Genomic DNA, 22,357 nt, shown 5'->3' on the forward strand with positions numbered 1-22,357 from the left:
ATAGTAAAGAAGATTATTTTTTGCGTTTTACTCCTGTTTTTAAACCATCCCCATCTTTTGGTATCCATGTCTAACCAATAGTAATCAACCAGAAGAAATAACAAAATGACTAAGAAATAGCAAAAGATTTTCAGCATAATCACCTCCTTTTTTAGCCCCATAAATGCATGATACCTTCCTGTTCATCCTATTTTATTTGGAATAATGCTATATCACATTATGAATATTCTCTTCTATAAAGAACTGTATCAAATTTAGATAACCATGCTAAAATAAACTTTCCGAGCTTATTCTCCAAAAGCACATTAGCTATAAAATATTAACTTGGTATACTTATCTTCATTTTTTGCGCTGACGGCGGACAAGTTAAATTGTACTCATGAATTTTTTTATTAATCATTTCAACTAATGCAGCTGTTTCTTCGTTTTCCATGCATGTATGCAACTTCTCCTTTAATGTATCAATCTCTTTCGAAAGCTCAATCCACCTCGGCAATACATGATTATCTTTCAGTGTTTTATATAATTGTTTTTCTGGATTATAAGAGAGACTTTTATCCATTTGCAGTGGCTTTCCTTTACCTACTAAGTCATCGAATACGCCTTCTTTTTGCGACCGTTTAATAATCGAACTTATATGATCTTCATACGTATATGACCATACCTTTTCATCTTTTACTAGAATCTCTTGTTTCTTTATCGCTTTATCTAACTCTTTTTCTCTATCTTTCATATGTTCACCCCTCCTTTTTTATTATTTCATAGGTATTTTTAATTGTTGTAAGGATACTAATCCATCAGCAAACTGTTTGTGCCACCACAGTACATCGTGACCACCAGGGAATTCGACATAGGTACTTTGATATTCTTCTTCTTTAAGTACTTGTGATAACCTCCTGTTTGCTTTTAATAATGGTTTATTTTCTAACTGCCCGGCACACATATAAATTTGTAATGGTAACGTGCTGCTGCTTTTAAATTGATCTTCAATCCAATGGTGTGCTCCTGTGTAATTTTCTTTCTTCCAATGTACAGAGCCAGACATTGATAAAACGTTTCCGAGATGCTCTGGATATTGCAATGCTGCATAAAAAGCTGCTAAACCACCAAGACTGAATCCGCCAATTGTTGTATGATATGGATTTGTATTAACATGATATCTTTGCTGAATCCAAGGAAGTAGTTCTTTTGTTACAAACATATTCATTTCTTCAGAGAATGTGAGTTCTGTAAATCGATCTACATGATCAATGCCAATTAGAATACATGGCTGAATTGCTTTTGTATGTATAAGATGATCTAGTGTTGCAGCTGCTGATAACGTCTGTAGCATAGATCTGCCATCAAACATGATAAGAAGGTCATAAGAAGATTGTTCAGGTGAGTAATTATGTGGAGTATACATCCAAAGTTTCCGTTCATTCTTTAAAATAGAACTATAGAACTGATGTGTTTCCACTTTTCCTTTTGGAATATGAGTTGGTTGCTTTGTTTTGGTAATTTGTGACGATAGGCCTAACTCTAAAATAGAAATTGGTCCTGCTTCATGCTTAAACATCTTAGAATTCAATGGATCTCGCTTATAATTTTCACTTCGTTTTATCCAATTTTGTTCAAAATGATCATTAATTGAAAAGTAATACGTTGAAGCAAACTTTTCATTTGTTCGAAACGTTTTAAACCATATGTTTGTATGTAAGAACTTATCCATTTCATTCACTGCTATTTCCCAACCAGGAAAACTTCCAAATATATATGCATTTTCGGTCAGTTCATCACCTAACCAAATATATGTAACAAGATCATACTCATCATCAATTGGACAAGTCTCTACAATAGGTAGTTCTTGTTTTTTAATGCTCTCCAAAAACGATGTAAGAGCAGGGTGATTACCTTGATTTAATTGCTTTGCCAACTCATCCATAATCGGACTCATTAGTTTCTTCATTCTTTACCTCCCTTTCCTCGGTCTTGCTCAATACTTATTTCAGTAATAAAATGATTGTTTCCTTGTTACTTACTATGGATATAGTGTCTATTTTGTGAACAAAATTTATATTTAATATAGAATAAAGTATTTAAAAAGGTATTTTCCTGTCTAGAAAACACCTTTTTAACATACCACAAGTTATCGGTAGTTCTTCTCGAACTTATTTTATTTTCTCAAATACATGAAAGTAATGCTCATAGTGGTTCTTTTCATCTTTAATTCCTTTTTCGACTGATAATTGTTTCCACGAGGAAAAATCAATCGTTGGGAAGAAACGATCTCCTTCAAAAGGAGCGTGAATCTTAGTTATGTATAACTTTTGAGTGTAAGGAAGAAATTTTCGATAGATTTCTTCTCCCCCAAGAATAAATACTTCTTCGCCTTCACATTTAGAAAGAGCGTCTTCAATCGAATAAGCGATATGACAGCCTTCAGCCTTATAGTCTTTATTTGTTGTTAGGACGATGTTTTTACGTCCATTTAAAGATTTTCCTATTGATTCATAGTTCTTTCTTCCGAGAATGATAGAATGTCCCATAGTAATTCGCCTCAAATATGCCCAATCATTCGGGAGTCTCCAAGGAAGATCGTTGTCTTTGCCAATTACATTATTTTCTCCGACAGCAACCATTGCGGATATTATCATGTTTTCATCTCCATTACGCCATCTTATCAAAAGTTAAAGTGTACTAACCCAACATGTTTCAATATCATGTTCTTGAATTTTTTTCATTAGTATTTGTATAGCACTATCTGGCATCACCTTATGACTTTTTAAATTTTCTTCAGTAGGTACAATCCAATAAAAATCCAGATGAGATTCTCTAGACTTTGGAGATGTTTCCACTTTTAATTGATCGCTATTCACTTTGAAGACATGGTTAATTTCATAGTGCAATGTATCTCCGTCCCTCCACTGATTTTCAATTACACCGAGAAACTTTTCAATTGAGCAAGCTGCACCTAGTTCTTCTTCCCATTCTCGTCTAAGTGCATTTTCGACTGATTCACCTAATTCAATATGTCCTCCTGGCAAAAAACAATGATGCCCTTTATAATGCGCTACCAAAAGCTGTCCATCTTTTATAAGTATTCCCCTTACAATGTGGTGGAATTGACTTCTCATATTCTTGTCCTCCTTATTTACTAATCAGATATTAAATTCTAATATGAGAAGTGAAATTCCTTTTCTGGCTGAATATAGTGCTCAGAGATAATAAAATTGTTTCTTTTTTGAAAGCGAATAGGTACACATAGCCTCTTTTTTTAAATTGTTTAGTTTAGCCAGTATAGAGGTAGCGTTAGGAAAATGCGGATTTACAACGTTAAGCAATAGATACTACCATCTATTTGACATAAGACCCACGCTAAGCTATTTTTTAGAGGTTAAAAACCCTGATTTTTCTACAGTAAGCAGAAGAAACAGGGTTATATATTTCCTTCCTCTTGTTTTTGGATATTGCTTTTTTAAAATAATGAAATGTTTTTCTAACGCTCGTTAGTTTAACAAGAAGGGAGAAATATCAAACTTAAATATTAATTGAAACTCTTGGTACACAGTATTTATATGATAGGATTATAGTCACCATCGAATTGAAATTCGTATTCATTGTCGATTCGAATATAGCCTAGAATGTTGCGTTCCCTACACCTACAAAAAACGCTTGAATAGTTCTCGTTATCTTTGTTCCCTTCTGCGACAAGAATTTCTTGGTTTTCGCAGTCAAGGACAATTCCAATATGGTCGTGAGAATTATTTGATAAAAGTTTTTCATAAATAACTATATCGCCGCGTTGTGGTCTAAAGTTCTGGTCATCATAATAAAAAAATCCAGTTTCGGGTAGTTGAGCCCACTCAAATATAGCACCTACACCAGCTAGTCGATGATTACCGTTTGGGTAATGTATCGGCAGCAAGATTCCTGCCTGCATACAGCAATGGTATACGAATGCTGCACACCAATTCCCTTGGAGTACTTTATATATATTGGGATCAGGCCAATAATGGCAAATTTCCGTATACAGTTTATCTTCTGGAATTCCAATAATGTTTTGACTTGCTAGTTTTTCTGAAATATCGGCCAACAAGCTTCGTTTATCTTTTTCGTTTTTTGTAATCTTTTCATGATGATTGGTTAGAACTACTTCTTCAAATTGGTCCTTTGGAATGGATAATTCGCCAAATACATTATGAAATCTTTGAACATCAATATGGGATACGGTGTGATCCAAGTTCTGAAAGAAATTATTAAGTATAATAGCATCTTTGATTAATTCATCGTATGGACCGTGGAATTTCCCACGCTGATTCTGGTAGAATATTGCCCGAAGAATGATAAGCTGTTCATCCTTAGAAAAAATATTTAAATCTCTTATGATAGGTCTAATGGTTTCAGCACTATTAATACCAGGAAAATAAATAATACCAGTTTTATAGAAATAATAGTTGTGAAGCAAACCTGTGATAGCCGTAATTTCTGTCTCTAATCCTCTCTTCATTGCAAGCATCGAAGCGAAAGATGATACTCCATTAAGTTGAGCATAAGCTTCTTGTCTGTTAACTAAGCTGTCCAAATCAAGTATTTCATTAACAAGTACACGAATACTTTCAAGCCTGTTTCTTGAACTATTCACAGATCATCTCACTTCCTATTCCACTTTATTTTCTTGACTAAACTTGAGCTTTGGTTTAGATACAATTTTTTACAATCTCACATTAATTTTAGCATCCCATCCATTTTTGTTTTGCCTAATAGGGGTCACTATATCATTCTAGGAAAATTATACGCTCATGCCATCTTTTTAAAAGGACTTTATTATTTTTTTAAACACATTTATTTTGTTTTGTAAAAATACGGTAAATGAAATTTGAGTGGGCAATATTGTGCAATTGACTCATCCATAGCTTACTTTAGCCATTCTTTCAACTGCTCAAATTGATTCTTCGCATCGTTATAGCCAAGTTCATATAAATGAACCAATCTTTCTTGATTACGTTCCAATCCACTTACAGGTAATTGAACACTTGGTTGAATGACATAGAAATTCTCTTTTTGTTCTTCTGAATAGAGATGCGATATAGTATTGTTATATATTTCAGAATGCTGAGTAAGACGATCTGCCACATTTGGATAATGTCGATATAACCATTTTGCAATGAAAGCAACCTTATTAGGCTCTTTTTTATATCCCGCTGGCTTTGTCATAATGACAACATTTTTTTGATATCCATCGGCCTGTGCTTTCTGAATCGGAATTGGATCGGTTATTCCTCCATCAAGTAGCCTTTTATCATCATATTCCACTACCGGTGCAATAAATGGTACAGAGCTTGATGCACGGATAATTTTTAAAATATTATCTCCATGTTTATGCTTATTGTAATATATAGCTTCACCTGTTTCACAATCTGTTGTACCAATAACAAACTGTTCTGCTCCGTCTTGGAATGTTTGAAAGTCAAATGGTACAAGTTTATTCGGTACCTCATCAAATAGAAAATCCATACCAAACAATTCGCGTTTTCGTAAAAAATTTCGAAATGAAATGTAACGCGGGTCACTTACAAGTTCTGTGTTTACTTTCTTATTTCGTCCTTTTTGACGAGACAAATACGTAGCAGCCATACAAGCTCCTGCTGAAACACCTATTACATATGGAAAATACAAATTTTGTTCCATAAAAAATTCTAATACACCTGCTGTATATAGCCCCTTCATTCCTCCGCCTTCTAAAACTAATCCAATATTATTCATCAATTGTCCCTCTATCATAAGTTCATTTTGTATAAAAAAGTTCTTACACAAATATATTAGCACAAGATATTATGATTAAGTATTAAATCGTTTCATTGCAATTACAATATAATTCTTATCCCTAAAAGTAAGAATCTTCTTTTCGTTACATGTTACAATAAAGGAGGTTTATTCTATACATAAAGGAGGTATTCATAATGGGTTTATTTAGTGGTTTTTTAGGAAATGCATCTGATGCAGATATAAGTGAGGTAGAACGTGATTTACAAGCAATTATGCTCGATGATGAACAAGTAGAACACGCTTATAAGTTAATTCGCGATTTAATCGTATTTACAAATCGTCGTATGATTTTAGTGGATAAGCAAGGTTTGACTGGTAAAAAGACGGAATTTCATTCTATTCCATATAAAAGTATTACACAATTTAGCATCGAAACAGCTGGACATTTTGACTTAGATGCTGAATTAAAAATTTGGATATCAAGTATGCATGCTCCGATTACAAAAGAATTTAGAAAAGATGATAGTATTTATAGCATTCAAAAAGCACTTGTGATGTATACAACAAAATAATCAGTTTTGTATTTTTATACGAAACTAAAAGTATAAACCTCGTGATTTTTGGAACAACATACAATATATTTGTTTAAAAATACAAAAACAGACTTTTCTATGATAGTCTGTTTTTGTATTCCATCATCTTAATCTATCCCTTCACTACTTACTTCGCCTAAACTTCAATGATTATAGGAAGAATCATTGGTTTTCTTTTTGTCTGTTCGTATAAAAATTTCCCAAGTGTTTCTCTTATATGCTTTTTTAGAACATTCCAATTGTTGATGTCCTTCTTTTGTAAATTATGAATGGTTGTTGTAACTAATTGATTAATTTCCTTCATGAAATCTTCCGAATCACGCACATATACAAATCCGCGCGAAATGATATCTGGACCAGAAATCATTTTCCCCTCTTGTTTACTAAGAGTTATGACTATAACAAGCATACCATCCTCAGCAAGCTGTTTGCGGTCACGTAAAATAATATTTCCGACATCTCCAATACCTAATCCATCTACATATACATTTCCTGCAGGTATTCGTCTTGTTTGATAAGCCACTTGATTTCTTATATCAACAACGTCCCCATTATTAATAACATAAATATTATCTTTCTTCACACCAACGGATTCTGCTAAAAGGAGATGATGATGTAACATTCTAAATTCACCATGTATTGGAATGAAATATTTTGGCTTCATTAAAGTAAGCATTAACTTTAGTTCTTCTTGATAAGCATGTCCAGAAGCGTGCATCCCTGTTGAACTTCCAGATCCATAAATCACATTAGCCCCTAATAAAAATAAGTTGTCTACAATTCGTGAGACATTTCGTTCATTTCCTGGTATAGGAGTGGCAGCGATAATAACAGTATCTTCAGGAAGGATATCCACCTGTCTATAGTTTCCACTAGCTAAACGAGCCAACACAGCCATAGGCTCACCTTGACTACCCGTACAAAGAATAGCTACCTTTTCTGGCTCCATTTGATTGATTTCATGTGCCTCAATCAACATTCCCTCTGGAATATTCAAATATCCCTTCTCTAAAGCAACTGTTACGACGTTTACCATACTCCTTCCAAGCAAAGCAAGTTTCCGATTTGTTTTAATAGCAGCATCTACCACTTGCTGTACACGATTAACATTAGAAGCAAAAGTAGAAAGTATAACTTTTCTAGAAGCTTTGAGAAATGCTTCTTCAATATGGTTACCTACCAATCGTTCTGATGGCGTAAATCCAGACCGTTCTGCATTTGTACTTTCAGAGAGTAAAGCTAAGACACCGCCTTCTCCAATTTTGGCCATTTTATGAATATCAGGATATTGATTATTGATAGGAGTCAAATCAAACTTGAAGTCACCTGTATGCACCACTGTACCTTCAGGCGTATGAAAAGCAATGCCAAGACAATCGGGAATGCTGTGATTCGTTTTGAAAAAAGTAAGACTTATTTGCCCAAGTTCAATTAACGATTCAGAGTCAATCACAAATAAATCTGTTACATTTTCTAGTCTATGTTCTTTTAGTTTAACTTCAATTAATCCTAGTGTTAAAGTTGTTGCATAAATAGGCACGTTCAATTGTTTTAATAAATATGGAATACCGCCAATATGATCTTCGTGTCCATGGGTTACAACTAATGCTCGGATCTTATTTTTATTTCCCTGCAAGTATGTAATATCTGGGATAATTAAATCAATTCCTAATAAACTTTCATCAGGGAACTTGGAGCCACAATCAATTATGACGATATCGTCTGCGTATTGTATGACATACATATTTTTTCCTATTTCGTTTACACCACCTAAAGCAAAGATAGATAGTGCATTTTCTACTGTATCCAAAATCAAAATCCTCCTTTCAAACGTTATAAAAAATATGGATTTCCCTTTTATGATTAACCTATCTAAGTAAATGTTATTCTAATTTATAGTGAATCAAACATTGATTTTTCCTTTATTAATGAAACAGATAAACTGTTTGACAAGGTTAAATAATGAACTTTTATTTCAAAACTACAATGTGTATACAGATTTAATAAAAGGTAAATGATTTTTATTAAATTGAATAATTTATTTTTGCAACATATGGGTAGATTTCTAAAGGTTAGCACTAAGATATAAAAGTTAATACCCCATACATTTGATTAAGGAGTGAGTAATTATAAATATAGATAGAAAAGACAAATGGAGTTTATGGGCACTTTCATCTGTACCATTAGTTATGACGCTCGGAAACTCCATGTTGATTCCAGTCCTTCCGTTAATCGAAAAAAAATTGAATATTACTGACTTACAAGTTTCTCTTATTATTACAATTTATTCAATCGTCGCTATTTTATTGATTCCTGTAGCTGGATATTTATCAGATAAATGGGGAAGAAAAAAAGTGATCATTCCTAGCCTATTCATAGCAGCACTTGGAGGGGCAGTTACTGGTTGGGTATCATGGAAACTAGACAATCCTTATACGTGGATTTTAATTGGAAGAATCATTCAAGGAATTGGTTCAGCTGGTGCAATGCCTGTAGTTATCCCTTGTGTAGGTGATATGTTTCAAGATAAAGAACAAGTAAGCTCCGGTCTAGGACTAGTAGAAACATCAAATACATTAGGGAAAGTTTTAAGCCCGATTTTAGGCTCCTTATTAGCTTCATTTATCTGGTTTCTTCCTTTTTGGTTTATCCCTATTTTGTGTATAGTCTCAATTATATTAATTATATTTCTTGTTAAACCACCGAATCCAACTAAGAATCCAACTAAAGAAGCGCCTCCGTTAAATGTCTTCCTGCAGAATGTAAAAGATATCCTAATGGAAAAAGGGCGTTGGCTTCTTCCTATTTTCTTGCTAGGTGGAATCATTATGTTTATTTTATTCGGTATTCTTTTTTATTTGTCCTCAATTTTAGAAAAACGATATCACTTAGAAGGTGTTTGGAAAGGTCTTGTACTAGCGATCCCTTTAGCTTCTCTCTCCCTTACTTCTTATATAACTGGAAAAAAGATTGGAGATAAAAAGGGAGTTATGAAATGGTGTATATGTATTGGGTTTCTCTTATTAGGAATAACGTTAACGATTCCGATATTCTTTAAAAATATTTATATTATTATCATTAGTCTTGTGATAAGTGGAATTGGAATCGGAGTGGCTCTTCCAAGCTTTGATGCTTTAGTAACGGAAGGTGTACAAAAAGAACAAAGGGGATCTATCACATCTCTTTATAGCTCTATGCGTTTTGTAGGTGTAGCAGCTGGTCCGCCTTTATTTGCTTTGTTAATGAAGGGACCGGATAATTATATCTTTTATCTTTCCATTTCTCTTGCTCTCTTGGGAGCTATATTGGCTCTTAAATTTATTAAACCGGAACATAATTAAATCAGCAAGGTTCCGTTTCATAGCGGAACCTTGCTGATTAATACCCACTTTATTCATAAAATTCTTTTAAGCAGACCAATGTGCTGGACGAGAAAGTGAATGAGGTAATTTTGTACGAGTATCGCCCTTCGCCGAGTTCACTTGCACTTGAGTAAGAAAGATACTATTTGTGAGATTTGCTCCACTAAGATCAGCATCTCGTAAATCTGCACCAATTAAATCAGCATCGCGCAAATCAGCATCGCGAAGGTTAGCTGCGATTAAGTATGCTCCTCTTAAATTAGCCCCTTTAAGATCCGCGCTTTTAAGATTTGCCCCCATCAGATTAGCACTTCGATGGTTGATTCTCTTTCTTTTTTTGCTCCCCTTGCTTTGACGACTTGATTCTATCCACACAAGTTCACTTGTCTTTAAAAGTAAATCATTTACATTTGCTCGGTGTGATGGAACGTCTAGTTCTAAAAGTAAATCAGGACTAAGTTGCGAAAGTCGTTCCATTTCTTCAAGTGCACGTCTCAGTTCACTGTGAATCGGATGAGTCGCTTTCAACGTCAAGGCTTCCGTCAAATACGAGAGCATCTCATGAAGTTGCTGCATAATAGGGAACACATCAAACATTTTCTTAGCTGTTTCTGGGCTTTCTTTCCAACCAATGCCCCCAAAAGTCACTTGCGAAACCTTTTGGCCTGCACCAAAACATTCAAAAACAGTACACCCCTTAAACCCTTGTTGTCTAAGATTTTTATGAATACTGCACCGAAAATCTGATTGGAGATTTTTGCATGGTGTTCCACCGTCTTTATTAATTGCAAAATCTGCAGAAGCTGCAAAAGGCAGTGCAACACAACATAAGCCGAAGCATTTCTCGCAATCAGCGCGTAGACTATTAAAACTAGTATCAAATTTTACATTAAGATCATTTTGTTGTTCAAACAATTCGTGCATCTCCCTTGTTTCTATGTTCCTTACATGAATGAATATATAATCTCTAAAACTATTACCATCCTAATCGATTGCGAAGAGAAGTAATGTGTGCTGTATGATGACGACCGTGCCATGCATACAGTCCAATTGTTATACCTAGTTTATTTGCCCCTGTTTCCGGATGGTGAAATGTCTTTTCAAAATCAGTAGTTTTCATTGATTTCAGCAAAGTAACCCATCTCTTATGTAATGATTCTAAAAGTGCTAAAGATACTTCTACAGGAAGTTCGGAATCAGGTAGATCTGCCCATTTCCCCTCCATATATGGTTTAATCGTTGGATTATTTTCTGTCAGCGCTAATTTAAAACGAATATAGCTATTCATATGACTATCTGCAATATGATGAACAACTTGGCGTACTGTCCATCCACCAGGACGATACGGTGTATCAAGCTGAGTTGCATCTAAGTCTTTTATCCCTTGTGTTAACTCAGTAGGAAGGTTTTCAATTTGCTGTATCCAATTTTCAATTGTTTCTTGTGTTAACGTTTCTTGATAAGTGAAATGACCGATTGGAAAACGTAAGTCCATAATTGTATTGCTCTCCTTTTTTGTTTTAATTAGTTTGTTTCCAAACATAATGGATAAAATCAGTATGATGTGCGTTTTCATCAATTGAAATACGTGAAAAATCGCTCTTCTCTAATACTTTTTGAGAAGCGATATTATCAGTTGTTGTTTTCGCATGAATTTCTGTAACGTGATAATTTGCAGCTTCATCTAAAAGGAGTGTTACACCTTTAGTGGCAACACCTCTTCCGGCATATTTTTCTCCTATTCTATATCCAAGATACCCCAATTCTTTCTTTTTCTCAATGTCTACTAAATTAATTCGTCCAACAATTGTTCCCACATGATTTCTTATGAGATGAAAATATGAAATGCCTTCAAATTGCTCTTGTAATAATTCATAAAATATCTTTTGAAATGTTTCAAATGTATAGTAATCCTCACTGCGACTGGGCACCGTCTTTTCGAAGAAAGCCCTATTACTACATTCAAAAGCAAACAGTTCCTCTGCATCCTGTTCTTTTAACTTTTCTATATAAAGTTCCATCCGCTAATCATTCCTTTTCGAAATCTATCAACTATATACAATTTGCTATTTTGTCATGAAATCCTGCTGTGGAAAGCCTATTTTCTTCGGCTCGTAAATACAGCAAACAATACTTTTGGATGAAACAGGTGTAAGGGGCCACGTATGAGATTCATAACTCGAACTAATCGAATATAAACTTCTGAATTGCTTGCGGAAAGTTGATATATTTTTTTCGTATACCATTGTTGAAAAGGCTGCATAAAAGGTTTACTTCCTTTAATCTTTGGATGACGAAATGATTCTGTAGTAGTCATATTCCATGGCGTTGCAATAATCTTGGCTATTCGCTTATAAAATTTTCTAGTAAATCCTTTTTCTAGCGTACTTCCGTGCTGCAGGCATCGCTGTAATTCTTCTGCTTCCATTGCCGCGACTGAAATTCCTTGTCCAAACACAGGGTCAAAACGGCAATGAGCATCCCCAATGACTAAGAACCCTTTAGGAATATTTCTCGCTAAGTCAAAACGTCGCCGCACTTGGCAAGGGATCTTATGTATTTTTATATCTGTAATCGATTCTGCTTGCGTAAGAAAGCCAAGTACATCTAGAATAGGTAATTTATGTGCAAAGATAAGAAATTCTTTATCAGTTTGTGGTGCAGGCTCATTGGCGTAACCACTAAGCGTAACTAAATAGCGATTATCTTCAATGATTTGAATAAATGCACCATAAGGGTTTTCTGGAAAACTAGGGGAAACAAGTAAATTACACCAGTCCGGACGTTCTTTCTGTTTTAAACAAACTAATTTCGTTGCATAAAATAACTGGATCCATACTTTTTCTTCTTTTACTTCGATACCATGTGTCTCTAGCCAATCTATACTTTTAGAACCAAATCCGCTTGCATCAACGACTACATTTGCATGAAGTTCCTCTTCTTTTCCTGTTTTCAAACATTGTGTTTTTACTCCGACAATTCCGTTCTGCTGCTGATCTATTAGCAACTGCTTCACCTTTGTTTCATATTTCGTTTTAACATTAGAGACTTGGTTAATCCTTCTTTGTAAATGCCACTCGAGCATCGGCCGACTCTGTTGGACCATCTTTATTTCTCCAACGAAAGGTTGCTTCCATAAACCGAAATGATGCCACTTTAAATCCCTTGTAAAGTTATTTACAATACCTCCATCTTCTATTAATTGCTCCATAATGCCAGGAAATAATTTCTCAATTGCTTCTTCTCCACCTTTTAATAAAACATGTGGATGATAACTTTGTGGAACTCTCTTTCTAGGAGTCTTTTCTGTCCATTCTTCTCCCATTTCTAAAATGATTACTTGTTGAAAAGAATGTGATAAAGCTTTTGCAGCAAGTTTTCCAGCAACACTTCCTCCAATTACAATTGCAATCTCCAATACATTACCTCCTAAATGTTATTCACGTAAAAACCTCTTGAACAATACAATTTATGACAAACTAAAAAATCCTGTATCATAACTTTAGTACAAGATTTTGATTTTCAGCGATGATTTCATTCATTTTTATCCTTCATAACAAGGACAGCATGCGTAAATAATCCACAAGCAATCCCGACAAAAATCCCAATGTTAGGCTTTTCTAATAAAGCTCCTCCAGCTAGCCCCAACATAAAAAATCCTCCATAAAATAATCCTACTGCTTGCTCATATTTTTTCATGATCTTCCTCCCTTAAAATACACCAGTAAATTGTAAGGTAAGAATTAAAATGCCAAGGGCCCATACATAATACGCAAACATTTTGAGAGAATGATGTTTTAAATATTGAATCATCCAGGATACTGCAATATATCCAAAGAACGCTGCAGATAGCGTACCGATGATAAGTGCCGTATTAGAGATTGGTTCTGCTTTCCCTTGAAAAACATCAAGTGACTGTAAAATAATCGCTCCCACAATTGCAGGTGTCGATAATAAAAATGAGAAATAAGCGGCTGTTTCCCGGTCTAACTTTCTCCATAAAGCAGCAACAATCGTCATCCCCGACCTTGAAATTGCCGGAAAAATCGCAACCGCTTGAAATGAACCGATAATAAATGCGTCTTTATATGTAATATCGTTCATCTTCTTCTGTCCGCTTTTTTGTTTCTCAGCCATATATAAAAATAAACCTGTCACTAAAAATTCCCATCCAACTGTAATACCCGTTTTTGAAATTTCTTCAAAGAAATCTTTAAACAATAAACCAATTACCACTGCAGGAATTGTTCCGATAATTAATAAATACGTTAACTTTGAGAATGGATTTTTGATTAAATACAGAAATTCTTTTTTATAGTAAATAAAAACTGCTATTAACGTCCCTATATGAAGCATCGTATCTAAAAAAAGACCTGCCTCATCTAAACCAAAAAGATGTCTTCCTAAATACAAATGACCAGTACTGCTAATTGGCAAAAATTCCGTTAATCCTTGAATAATTCCTAAAATAAAGGCTTCTAACCAATTCATGATTGTCTCCTTTCAAGTTTGCTTGTACCAGTATATGTTTGTGTTTTTTTAGTTATGTGAAGTTATTCATTTTTAATAGATTCTCATATTGAATGACAATAAGGTAATAATAATTGACACTAGAGAACCCTTAAAGCTAATATAATACATACACAAGAATGTATGTTCGTCAAATTTTATAAAAGGAGTGATTAGGAAATGGAAAATTCAAATCAAAAAATTACTACGTTTTTAATGTTTCCAGGAACAGCTGAGGAAGCAATGAATCATTACACTTCTATATTTGATCAATCAGAAATCATCAGTATTTCTCGTTACGGAGCGAACGAAGCTGGCAAGGAAGGAACTGTGTTACATGCTACGTTTTCATTAAAAGGACAAGTATTTATGTGTATTGATAATAGTAATAAAGATGTACATAAATTTACCCCCGCTATGTCATTGTTTGTCTCATGTGATACGGAAGAAGAAATTGATCGAGTATTTAATAAGTTATCTCAAGACGGCGCTGTTTTAATGCCACTCACTAATTCTCCATGGAGTGCAAAATTTGCTTGGGTTCAAGATAAATATGGCGTTTCTTGGCAGCTAAATCTTGCGAATAATTAACTTTGCAAATAGGGGTAGTACTAGTGAAGCTGTCACCACCCGTAATAAGGAAATGTCAAAATTATTTCCAACATACATACCCCCGTCCTTTTTTGGATGGGGGTAAAATAAAGTAGTTAAATTTTTTAAGGATGCCCTAGCGATATAGTCATTTTAATATTTTAATTTTCTTCAATAATAGCGCCCGTTAACAGAATAACAAAAGTGCTTAATATGTAAAATAACTTAATAATCTATCAAAAGAATTGATCTCGGCATATGGTTTTATTTCGAATGCAGGGTTAAAGAGAATTTCAAACGCAGAACATGACGAAAAATATAAAGTTCTCTTATATATACAGCGAAAATATATTGATAAAGATAATCTGCGTAACGCTATTGTTGAGATTGTAAATGCTATTATACGAAATAAAATGACCTCAGCATTATGCCGAGGTCATTTTATTTATAAATTTTTTATTTAAAAAACACTTTATCTACATTATATTTCGCTTGAAGTTCATTAATAATATATGTTTCGTAAATTTCACGTTCCATCGGATCTTCTACGATACATGCATCAATTCGATATACTTCATCTCTGTATGCTTTTACTGGTGAAACATTATCTTCAAAATGCTTTTTAATTCTTTGACGTAATTTACGTGCCTTTCCAACAAACAGAAGATCATCATTTATATCATAAAACATAAAAATGCCGCCTTTATCTCTTGGAATCTGATGGAAATCAATAAATCCATTAATTGGAGTAATTCTCGGTTCATCACCTTTAATTACTTGTTTACGTTGTGTAATCGTAACGTCTGATGTTGGTATCTCAATTTTAATCACTATATGTCACGTCCTTTTTTGTTATAAAGGAAAATAGTATCACAATTATGTAAAAAAAACCATTATAAATTTTGTCTTGGACTAATTAAATAATACAAATAGGCGCTTTCGCAAAATAAAGAAAGCGTCATTTTTATGTAAGAAACGATACACCTTTTCAACTTAAGAATTTTATAACACTCCCAAAATAATAAAATTGTACATTTTCACCTGAAGATGCACTTACCGAAATTCTTTTCCCACCTAAAATTGATGTTCCACATCTTCGCATTTTTGAGGAAGGAGTCTTCTGTCGGAAAACGATAAAAAGACCGCCTTATAACGATCTAATTTTAGTATCTCTTAAAAACATCAAGTTAATTTTGAGGGACAGATTTACTGCCCCATATTGTTTACTTATTTTGATTTTTTTTGAGCTCTTAATGCTATTTTTTCAAGTCCATTTTCTCCTGCGAATTCTACATCTGCTTTTTGTAGAGCATTTTTATTATTTTTAAATTGATTATTCTTATTTTTAATCATTTTTTCACCACCCTTGTAGTTTGATTTAATTATTCCATCAAGGATGCCAACTATAATAAATACGCTATATAAAGATCACGGAGTAATATTTCTATATTATCGGCACCCACGATTTTAGTTTGCTTTCTTTTTTATAGGCTATGCGATTTGATTTTCTTTTTTAACTAAACTCATCCATTCGCTCAATAAGAAATTGAATACAAAGCGACTGTAACCAATCGTTTTAACAATTAATATTTCTTGTTTCTTATTTGGATAAAATAGAAGTAAATTTCACTTTTGTAAAAAGTTTGATCATTTTCTATCTATGTTATTCAATAATCGCACCCCATTCTTGAAAATCGTTCCATCATTATTACCAAAGAAAAAAGTCCCACCGTTATTCAATAAGATTAAAAAGAGATTTAGTTACCAGTTCTATTTATAACAACTTCAGTAAATACTTTTAAGTTATATACAAAAACCATGCTTTGATATCGTATAAAGCATGGTTTTTTATTTAAACGAATATAAAACTGCTAAGTTGATTTTTCTAGCTCATCTATTTATTGAATTCATTAACTGGAAGGAGTATTCAGATTTATGAGTCTTATTTAGGTTATACTATGAATGTAATGTATCTGGTGCAAATACATCTAATTTTCTCAGTACTTCTATCGCAAATTCCAGAGGAGCTACTCCTAATACAGTAACCAAATTCTTACCAGATGCCGCAGGTCCCATCTCATAAAATAAAATCTGTCCTTCTACTTCTTATCCCCGAATCTGCCCATTCCCACGAATTACATATTTTGTGGAAGTCAATGCAGATAGCCCCATCGGTCCCCGCGCGTGCAGCTTTTGCGTGCTGATACCGATTTCTGCACCAAATCCAAATTCAAAGCCGTCAGTAAAACGAGTCGAAGCATTATGATAGAGCGCCGCGGCATCGACGGATATGAAAAACTTACTGACGTTTTCCTCGTTCTCTGTTATGATCGCTTCGGAATGCATGGAGCCATACGCATTGATGTGGTGAATTGCTTCTTCAACAGAGGAAACGATTCTGACTGCCAGTGTAAGAGACAAAAACTCTGTTTCCCAGTCTTCTTCTGAAGCGGGTACAAGAGAAGAATCAATTGTCAATGCTTTCTTATCTCCGCGCAGCTCCACCCCTCTTTCCTTCAAGAAAGAAAACAGCTCGGTACCGAATCGCTGCGCCCAATTCTCATGAAGTATAATTGTTTCGATAGCATTGCATACAGACGGACGCTGTGTTTTGGCATTTACGATAATATCGAATGCCATCTGTTTATCCGCTGTTTCATCAATGAAAATGTGACAATTTCCTGCACCTGTTTCCAACACAGGAACAGACGCTTCTCTCACTACAGTATCTATCAACTGCTTGCCACCTCTTGGAATAAGAACATCCAAGTACTCGTTCAATGTAAACAGCTGCTTTGCGCTGTCTCGTGAAGTATCTTCAATAAGCTGTACGCTTTCTGGAGGCAAGCTCGTTTGTTTGAGCGCTCGATGAATGACAGCGACGATGGCTTTGTTGGAATAAGCGGCGGAAGAACTACCACGCAAGATCACTGCGTTACCTGTTTTCAAGCAAATTGTGGCTGCATCCACCGTCACGTTCGGCCGCGCCTCATAAATCATTCCGACAACACCAAGCGGCACGCGCATCTCCCGAATAGACAATCCATTCGGCCGTTCCCATGTAGCTACACATTCTCCAACAGGATCGTGCAAATCAATCAGCTGCCGAATACCCTCTGTCATATCAATAATGCGCTGTTCATTCAGCATGAGGCGGTCGAGGAGAGAGGCAGACATTCCTTTCGCTTTACCTTGTTCGATATCCCGTTTGTTCTCCTCCAAAATATAGGATGTCTCTACTATCAATTGCTCAGCAACAGCCGCCAGTGCCTTATTTTTCTCATTAGTTGATTTGGCCACAAGCTCTCCCGCAACCTTTTTCGCTTTTTGTCCCTTTGCCAACACTTCATTCATTTTCGTTTCCTCCTTTTAAAAATTAAAAAGTATAAAATTTGAGACGTGGCCAACTAGGCACTACCATCCAGGGATCTCCTGCATAGATACTAGTTGAATTAATCTGACGCTTAGAGCGAGAAAAGACAAGCAGCGTCTTCTAGGACGGAGGAGCCTGTGTTCTTCACTTGAACGAGCCATTTCTCTATTTTTAAAATGAAACCCAATTATCCCTATGAATGACCTCATAGCTATGCCTTTCACCTCGCGCTTGAATGTCGTGGCTCTGCATACCTTTTAGCTCTCGCAATTCCTCTGCACTATATCTGCACTGTCCTTTCCCTATCACGCGGCCTTGCTGCGTGATAACCTCCACGACTTCTCCGGCTTGAAAGATCCCAAACACATCGGTAACACCGGCAGGCAGAAGACTTTTTCCGCGCTGTATGATGGCAGCGGATGCTCCGGCATCCACTTCGATTTGTCCGCCGACAAGGGAATGCAGTGCGATCCATTGCTTGTTCATCTTGATCACTTTTTGAGGCGCATTGCCGATATACGTTCCATCACCTTTACCCTTCAAAACATCTAAAAACTTCTCCTGTCCACGTCCTGTTCCGATGAATACACTCACACCGAGAGATAGTGCCATCTTCGCCGCATCGATTTTCGATTTCATGCCGCCGGTACCAAGTTTCGAGCCAGCATCTCCAGCAAGAGAGGTAATTTCTTCCGTAATGGCAGGGAGAAAATAATACTTTTTCGCATCCGGATTTTTCTGGGGATTCCGGTCATACAAACCGTTCACATCCGTAAAAATCATGAGCATATCCGCCGAGACAAGCCCGCTTACTAAAGCTGACAGCATGTCATTATCACCAAACGTCAGCTCCTCCAAAGAAATAGAATCATTTTCATTGATTATAGGAAGAGCAGAGCGGTTTAGTAACTCCGATAAAGTGGCGTAGGCATTACTGTATTGTTCTTTTCTGGAAAAGTCGCTTCTTGTCAGCAAAAGCTGCGCGGTAACAATCCCATATTTGCGGAATTCCTCCGTATACGCCTGCATCAACAAACTTTGCCCGACAGCGGCGGCGGCCTGCTTCCCTTTAATTGTCACGGGGCGGCCGGGATACCCGAGAGCGGAAAAGCCTGCGGCGACGGCCCCAGATGTAATCAGCACGATTTCATGTCCTTCCTGCCTCAGCCTTGCCAAGGCGGCAACATGATCTGAAAGCTGTTCGCCAGAGATGCCTCCATGATTTGCTGCCAAGGAACTGCTTCCAATTTTTACGACAATTCGTTGTTTTTTCATTTTTGTACTCCCTAATCTAAAGTAAAAGTTTTTTGTAAATTGTACTGCTTCTTTTTCGAATGAGAACAAACTATTCTTCTACCATGTGCAATTTGCAGCAAAGAACCCCTCACCAATGATGCCTATCTCGCAATAAAGAGCCAAATAAAAAAAGACCGCTCCGCCCTTAATAAAAAGGACGAAACGATCTTTGTTCCGCGGTACCACCTTCATTGATATAAATCTATATCCGCTTGTCGCCTGTAACGCAGGCATACGCCTAAACTTTCATTTAAGACTCAGGGATAGGTTCGATAATTTCTATACGAGGAATCTTTCAGCCTGCGGATTCCACTCTCTTGCGCAAGAAGACATATGTACTAGTTCCCTTCAACGATGTTCACTTTAATTTTTATATAGTATGCGCTATAATGCATTTTTATGTCAAGAGATATTTTAGAAAATAAGGAAGGTGCCAAGTTTAATTCCTGTTAATAAGTGATTTCTATATATTTTTTGTATTGCAAAAAGTTATATACTCTCTTAAAATGTTTTTTTATACGAATCTTGGTATAGTTTATTTCTTCTGTACGAGATATCATTGTTTTTTTAGTATAATAATACCGAACAAATAAAATTTATAATAAAAGGAGCAAGAACGAGTTATTATGAACAAACAAATAGGATTCATCGGATGCGGAAACATGGGTATCGCTATGATAGGTGGAATGATTAACAAAAATATAGTTTCTTCGGATAACATAATTTGTTCAGATATAAGTGCCATTCATTTGAAAAATGCTAGTGAAAAATATGACATAACTACAACTACTGACAACAATGAAGTAGCTAACAATGCTGATATTTTAATTTTATCAATTAAACCAGACCTATACTCATCAGTAATTAACCAAATAAAAGAGCAGATAAAAAACGATGTAATAGTCGTAACTATTGCTGCTGGAAAAAGTATTAAGAGTACTGAGAATGCTTTCGGCAGAAAGTTAAAAGTAGTTAGAGCAATGCCTAATACACCTGCTCTTGTTGGAGAAGGAATGTCTGCGTTATGTGCTAATGAAATGGTTACAGAAAAAGATCTAGAAGACATACTAAATATATTTAGTAGTTTTGGCCAAACAGAGATCGTAAATGAAAAACTAATGGATGTTGTAACATCTGTAAGTGGTTCTTCTCCAGCATATGTATATATGTTTATAGAATCCATGGCAGATGCCGCTGTACTAGATGGTATGCCAAGGGCTCAAGCATATAAATTCGCAGCTCAAGCTGTATTAGGTTCTGCAAAAATGGTACTTGAAACAGGAATACATCCAGGCACACTTAAAGATATGGTTTGTTCTCCAGGTGGAACGACAATAGAAGCTGTAGCAACATTAGAGGAAAAAGGTTTAAGAACAGCTATCATTTCAGCTATGAAACGTTGTACTCAAAAATCTGTTGAAATGTCTAGTTTAACTAATAAATAAGAAACTATGTTTAGGGGTATCGTAACATGGCCATCAAGCTAAGTAATCCTTTTCTCTTTACAACAAAAAAGAATCTTAATTCTTATAAATAGTTGTAGAAAATGAAATTATTGTTATGAATTATTTTTTTTTAGGCTGATGGGCATGTAATGATACCTCTATATGTAATACATATTATGTATCTAACTCTTTAGTTGTTCAATTGCTCCCGCTATATCATAATAACTAAGATCCAGCTCTGTCGGTTTTCCAAGGGCCAGTTTCGCAAGTTCAGAACCTAGAAAAGGTCCTGCCGTTAATCCAGAAGCACCAAGCCCATTGGCAACAAGTATGCCATCAAAATTAGGTAAAGCGCCAATTACCGGTAGGAATCCTGGTGTAAATGGCCTATATCCAACTCTCGTTTCCATCATCGTGCTACTTGATAAACCAGGAGCGACTGATAGTGCTTTATCAAATACTTCATGTAATCCACCGGCAGTTACTCTGTAATCAAATCCAGTGTCATTTTCATGCGTTGCGCCTATTACTACACGGCCAGCTTCAAAAGCAAGAATATACTGATCATTTGGCGGCATAACAACTGGCCAATTGTCTGTATCCACGTCTGATACTTGAAGATGAACAATTTGCGCTTTTTGGAATGTAACTAAGAAATTAACGCCAAGCGGTTGCAATAACTCATTTGCCCAAGCACCAGCAGTTACAATCACTTGATCAGCTGTTAAAGTTTCACCCTCTACTTCAATACCGATAACTCGATTGTTCTCATGTACTAATGATGCATTTCCTTTCATATATACTGTACCATGTTTTTTTGCTGCATTTACAAGAGCTTGACGAAGTGCTCTACCGTTTACACGAGCAGCACCGCTAATATGCACAGCACTATACTCTTCTGATAGTGGTGGAAATAGCTTTTTCGTTTCATCTGATGACAAACGTGTAATTTCACCAATTTCCGGAGCATCCTCTCGTCGTTTATACGCTCGCTCCTCCATCTGATTTAATTTCTTCTCTTCCGTATGAAGACTAATAGCTCCTACACGTTTATAACCAATATCTTTTTCACCATCCGCTTCTAATTGTTCAATTAAGGAAGCATAGTAACGAGCCCCACCTTTCGCCATTTGATACCAAGCTTTGTTACGGCGCTGTGATAACCAAGGACAGACAATTCCTGCTGCTGCATCTGTCGCCTGCCCTAAATCTTGACGATCAACCAATGTAACCCGAGCTCCTGTTTTTGCAAGATGATAGGCAGTAGACGCTCCAAGAATCCCAGCTCCAACTACAATATACGTTTTCATTTCTAACACCTTTCCCTTTTTATATCTTTATTTTAGAAATTTAATCTATAAATAAGCAAACATTACCTTTAAGGTGAATTTCTTTATTCAGTATACTTGAAGAGGAGTTTTTTTCAACTATAACGACGAT

The 22,357-nt window shown here is 35.5% G+C and carries 23 protein-coding genes, 3 pseudogenes and 1 other annotated feature; of the genes and pseudogenes, 5 read left to right on the top strand and 21 right to left on the bottom strand.

Annotation, left to right across the window (positions count from 1 at the left end; genetic code table 11):
- Window positions 1–319 precede the first annotated feature (319 nt).
- The 6 genes from PLX19_RS07150 to PLX19_RS07175 form a co-directional block, all read right to left on the bottom strand.
- On the bottom strand, window positions 320–733 hold the full coding sequence (locus PLX19_RS07150) for a J-domain-containing protein (RefSeq protein ID WP_272187812.1): 414 nt from the start codon (window positions 731–733) through the stop codon (window positions 320–322).
- A 21-nt stretch (window positions 734–754) separates the two neighbouring features.
- The gene (locus PLX19_RS07155; RefSeq protein ID WP_272187813.1) at window positions 755–1,948 is read right to left on the bottom strand and encodes an alpha/beta hydrolase; all 1,194 of its coding nucleotides are present in this window, start codon (window positions 1,946–1,948) and stop codon (window positions 755–757) included.
- Between the two features lie 202 nt (window positions 1,949–2,150).
- Window positions 2,151–2,636 carry a dihydrofolate reductase gene (locus PLX19_RS07160; RefSeq protein WP_272187814.1) on the bottom strand — a complete coding sequence of 162 codons (486 nt, stop codon included), beginning with the start codon at window positions 2,634–2,636 and terminating at the stop codon, window positions 2,151–2,153.
- A gap of 33 nt (window positions 2,637–2,669) precedes the next feature.
- Complete coding sequence (locus PLX19_RS07165; protein ID WP_272187815.1) at window positions 2,670–3,116, bottom strand: NUDIX domain-containing protein; 447 nt, start codon at window positions 3,114–3,116, stop codon at window positions 2,670–2,672.
- 437 nt (window positions 3,117–3,553) lie between these two features.
- Complete coding sequence (locus tag PLX19_RS07170) at window positions 3,554–4,624, bottom strand: CHAP domain-containing protein (protein ID WP_272187816.1); 1,071 nt, start codon at window positions 4,622–4,624, stop codon at window positions 3,554–3,556.
- Window positions 4,625–4,896: 272 nt separating this feature from the next.
- Window positions 4,897–5,745 (bottom strand): patatin-like phospholipase family protein, encoded by an 849-nt coding sequence (locus PLX19_RS07175; protein WP_272187817.1) that lies wholly within the window; start codon window positions 5,743–5,745, stop codon window positions 4,897–4,899.
- 197 nt (window positions 5,746–5,942) lie between these two features.
- On the opposite strand from PLX19_RS07175, the gene PLX19_RS07180 reads away from it, so the two are divergent.
- Entirely contained in the window at window positions 5,943–6,320 is a 378-nt protein-coding gene (locus tag PLX19_RS07180; RefSeq protein WP_272187818.1) for a PH domain-containing protein, read from the top strand.
- Window positions 6,321–6,477: 157 nt separating this feature from the next.
- Here the strand turns inward: PLX19_RS07180 and PLX19_RS07185 are convergent, their stop codons facing one another.
- Window positions 6,478–8,151, bottom strand: a complete 1,674-nt coding sequence (locus tag PLX19_RS07185; RefSeq protein ID WP_272187819.1) for a ribonuclease J — start codon at window positions 8,149–8,151, stop codon at window positions 6,478–6,480.
- 325 nt (window positions 8,152–8,476) lie between these two features.
- On the opposite strand from PLX19_RS07185, the gene PLX19_RS07190 reads away from it, so the two are divergent.
- Complete coding sequence (locus PLX19_RS07190; RefSeq protein ID WP_272187936.1) at window positions 8,477–9,682, top strand: MFS transporter; 1,206 nt, start codon at window positions 8,477–8,479, stop codon at window positions 9,680–9,682.
- A gap of 66 nt (window positions 9,683–9,748) precedes the next feature.
- On the opposite strand, the gene PLX19_RS07195 is transcribed toward PLX19_RS07190, so the two are convergent.
- The 6 genes from PLX19_RS07195 to PLX19_RS07220 all read right to left on the bottom strand — a co-directional run bounded on the left by PLX19_RS07195 (window position 9,749) and on the right by PLX19_RS07220 (window position 14,194).
- Window positions 9,749–10,618 (bottom strand): pentapeptide repeat-containing protein, encoded by an 870-nt coding sequence (locus tag PLX19_RS07195; protein WP_272187820.1) that lies wholly within the window; start codon window positions 10,616–10,618, stop codon window positions 9,749–9,751.
- A 61-nt stretch (window positions 10,619–10,679) separates the two neighbouring features.
- A complete protein-coding gene (locus tag PLX19_RS07200; RefSeq protein WP_272187937.1) occupies window positions 10,680–11,201 on the bottom strand; it encodes a YfiT family bacillithiol transferase in 522 nt (173 codons plus the stop codon).
- Window positions 11,202–11,223: 22 nt separating this feature from the next.
- Window positions 11,224–11,724: a GNAT family N-acetyltransferase gene (locus tag PLX19_RS07205; protein ID WP_272187821.1), complete on the bottom strand. Its 501-nt coding sequence runs from the start codon at window positions 11,722–11,724 to the stop codon at window positions 11,224–11,226.
- A gap of 77 nt (window positions 11,725–11,801) precedes the next feature.
- A complete protein-coding gene (locus tag PLX19_RS07210; protein WP_272187822.1) occupies window positions 11,802–13,121 on the bottom strand; it encodes an NAD(P)/FAD-dependent oxidoreductase in 1,320 nt (439 codons plus the stop codon).
- Between the two features lie 116 nt (window positions 13,122–13,237).
- The gene (locus PLX19_RS07215; RefSeq protein WP_170857705.1) at window positions 13,238–13,402 is read right to left on the bottom strand and encodes a hypothetical protein; all 165 of its coding nucleotides are present in this window, start codon (window positions 13,400–13,402) and stop codon (window positions 13,238–13,240) included.
- Window positions 13,403–13,414: 12 nt separating this feature from the next.
- On the bottom strand, window positions 13,415–14,194 hold the full coding sequence (locus tag PLX19_RS07220) for an undecaprenyl-diphosphate phosphatase (RefSeq protein WP_272187823.1): 780 nt from the start codon (window positions 14,192–14,194) through the stop codon (window positions 13,415–13,417).
- A 198-nt stretch (window positions 14,195–14,392) separates the two neighbouring features.
- On the opposite strand from PLX19_RS07220, the gene PLX19_RS07225 reads away from it, so the two are divergent.
- Entirely contained in the window at window positions 14,393–14,803 is a 411-nt protein-coding gene (locus PLX19_RS07225; RefSeq protein ID WP_272187824.1) for a VOC family protein, read from the top strand.
- 208 nt (window positions 14,804–15,011) lie between these two features.
- Here PLX19_RS07225 and PLX19_RS26140 read toward each other — a convergent pair.
- Window positions 15,012–15,095, bottom strand: a pseudogene (locus PLX19_RS26140) (HAD family hydrolase); the annotation flags it as partial.
- Here PLX19_RS26140 and PLX19_RS07230 point away from each other — a divergent pair.
- On the top strand, window positions 15,094–15,267 hold the full coding sequence (locus tag PLX19_RS07230) for a hypothetical protein (RefSeq protein WP_442869033.1): 174 nt from the start codon (window positions 15,094–15,096) through the stop codon (window positions 15,265–15,267). The pseudogene PLX19_RS26140 and the gene PLX19_RS07230 sit on opposite strands and share 2 nt — an antisense overlap.
- Here PLX19_RS07230 and PLX19_RS07235 read toward each other — a convergent pair.
- The 6 genes and pseudogenes from PLX19_RS07235 to proB all read right to left on the bottom strand — a co-directional run bounded on the left by PLX19_RS07235 (window position 15,260) and on the right by proB (window position 19,451).
- Window positions 15,260–15,634 carry a nucleotide excision repair endonuclease gene (locus PLX19_RS07235; protein ID WP_272187826.1) on the bottom strand — a complete coding sequence of 125 codons (375 nt, stop codon included), beginning with the start codon at window positions 15,632–15,634 and terminating at the stop codon, window positions 15,260–15,262. The genes PLX19_RS07230 and PLX19_RS07235 overlap by 8 nt on opposite strands.
- Window positions 15,635–16,030: 396 nt before the next feature.
- Window positions 16,031–16,156 (bottom strand): hypothetical protein, encoded by a 126-nt coding sequence (locus PLX19_RS07240; RefSeq protein ID WP_272187827.1) that lies wholly within the window; start codon window positions 16,154–16,156, stop codon window positions 16,031–16,033.
- A 156-nt stretch (window positions 16,157–16,312) separates the two neighbouring features.
- Window positions 16,313–16,414: pseudogene (locus tag PLX19_RS07245) on the bottom strand (helix-turn-helix domain-containing protein); the annotation flags it as partial.
- Between the two features lie 279 nt (window positions 16,415–16,693).
- A pseudogene (locus PLX19_RS07250) lies at window positions 16,694–16,888 on the bottom strand (glutamine amidotransferase); the annotation flags it as partial.
- Between the two features lie 21 nt (window positions 16,889–16,909).
- Complete coding sequence (locus PLX19_RS07255; protein ID WP_272187828.1) at window positions 16,910–18,157, bottom strand: glutamate-5-semialdehyde dehydrogenase; 1,248 nt, start codon at window positions 18,155–18,157, stop codon at window positions 16,910–16,912.
- Between the two features lie 190 nt (window positions 18,158–18,347).
- Entirely contained in the window at window positions 18,348–19,451 is a 1,104-nt protein-coding gene (gene proB, locus PLX19_RS07260; protein WP_272187829.1) for a glutamate 5-kinase, read from the bottom strand.
- Between the two features lie 171 nt (window positions 19,452–19,622).
- Window positions 19,623–19,833, bottom strand: a binding site (T-box leader).
- Between the two features lie 265 nt (window positions 19,834–20,098).
- Here proB and proC point away from each other — a divergent pair.
- Window positions 20,099–20,917, top strand: coding sequence for a pyrroline-5-carboxylate reductase (proC, locus tag PLX19_RS07265; RefSeq protein ID WP_272187830.1), 819 nt, complete (start codon window positions 20,099–20,101; stop codon window positions 20,915–20,917).
- Between the two features lie 182 nt (window positions 20,918–21,099).
- Here the strand turns inward: proC and PLX19_RS07270 are convergent, their stop codons facing one another.
- Window positions 21,100–22,227 (bottom strand): NAD(P)/FAD-dependent oxidoreductase, encoded by a 1,128-nt coding sequence (locus PLX19_RS07270; protein WP_272187831.1) that lies wholly within the window; start codon window positions 22,225–22,227, stop codon window positions 21,100–21,102.
- Between the last annotated feature and the right edge of the window lie 130 nt (window positions 22,228–22,357).

The sequence above is a fragment of the Bacillus sp. BP-3 genome (assembly GCF_028401955.1).
Taxonomy (GTDB): Bacteria; Bacillota; Bacilli; order Bacillales; family Bacillaceae_G; genus Bacillus_A.

Coding starts and splice junctions, on each gene's coding strand:
- proC (WP_272187830.1), top strand. CDS start 20,099: ATGAACAAACAAATAGGATTCATCGGATGCGGAAACATGGGTATCGCT.
- PLX19_RS07225 (WP_272187824.1), top strand. CDS start 14,393: ATGGAAAATTCAAATCAAAAAATTACTACGTTTTTAATGTTTCCAGGA.
- PLX19_RS07270 (WP_272187831.1), bottom strand. CDS start 22,227: ATGAAAACGTATATTGTAGTTGGAGCTGGGATTCTTGGAGCGTCTACT.
- PLX19_RS07175 (WP_272187817.1), bottom strand. CDS start 5,745: ATGAATAATATTGGATTAGTTTTAGAAGGCGGAGGAATGAAGGGGCTA.
- PLX19_RS07205 (WP_272187821.1), bottom strand. CDS start 11,724: ATGGAACTTTATATAGAAAAGTTAAAAGAACAGGATGCAGAGGAACTG.
- PLX19_RS07220 (WP_272187823.1), bottom strand. CDS start 14,194: ATGAATTGGTTAGAAGCCTTTATTTTAGGAATTATTCAAGGATTAACG.
- PLX19_RS07160 (WP_272187814.1), bottom strand. CDS start 2,636: ATGATAATATCCGCAATGGTTGCTGTCGGAGAAAATAATGTAATTGGC.
- PLX19_RS07255 (WP_272187828.1), bottom strand. CDS start 18,157: ATGAATGAAGTGTTGGCAAAGGGACAAAAAGCGAAAAAGGTTGCGGGA.
- PLX19_RS07155 (WP_272187813.1), bottom strand. CDS start 1,948: ATGAAGAAACTAATGAGTCCGATTATGGATGAGTTGGCAAAGCAATTA.
- PLX19_RS07180 (WP_272187818.1), top strand. CDS start 5,943: ATGGGTTTATTTAGTGGTTTTTTAGGAAATGCATCTGATGCAGATATA.
- proB (WP_272187829.1), bottom strand. CDS start 19,451: ATGAAAAAACAACGAATTGTCGTAAAAATTGGAAGCAGTTCCTTGGCA.
- PLX19_RS07165 (WP_272187815.1), bottom strand. CDS start 3,116: ATGAGAAGTCAATTCCACCACATTGTAAGGGGAATACTTATAAAAGAT.
- PLX19_RS07240 (WP_272187827.1), bottom strand. CDS start 16,156: ATGATTAAAAATAAGAATAATCAATTTAAAAATAATAAAAATGCTCTA.
- PLX19_RS07215 (WP_170857705.1), bottom strand. CDS start 13,402: ATGAAAAAATATGAGCAAGCAGTAGGATTATTTTATGGAGGATTTTTT.
- PLX19_RS07150 (WP_272187812.1), bottom strand. CDS start 733: ATGAAAGATAGAGAAAAAGAGTTAGATAAAGCGATAAAGAAACAAGAG.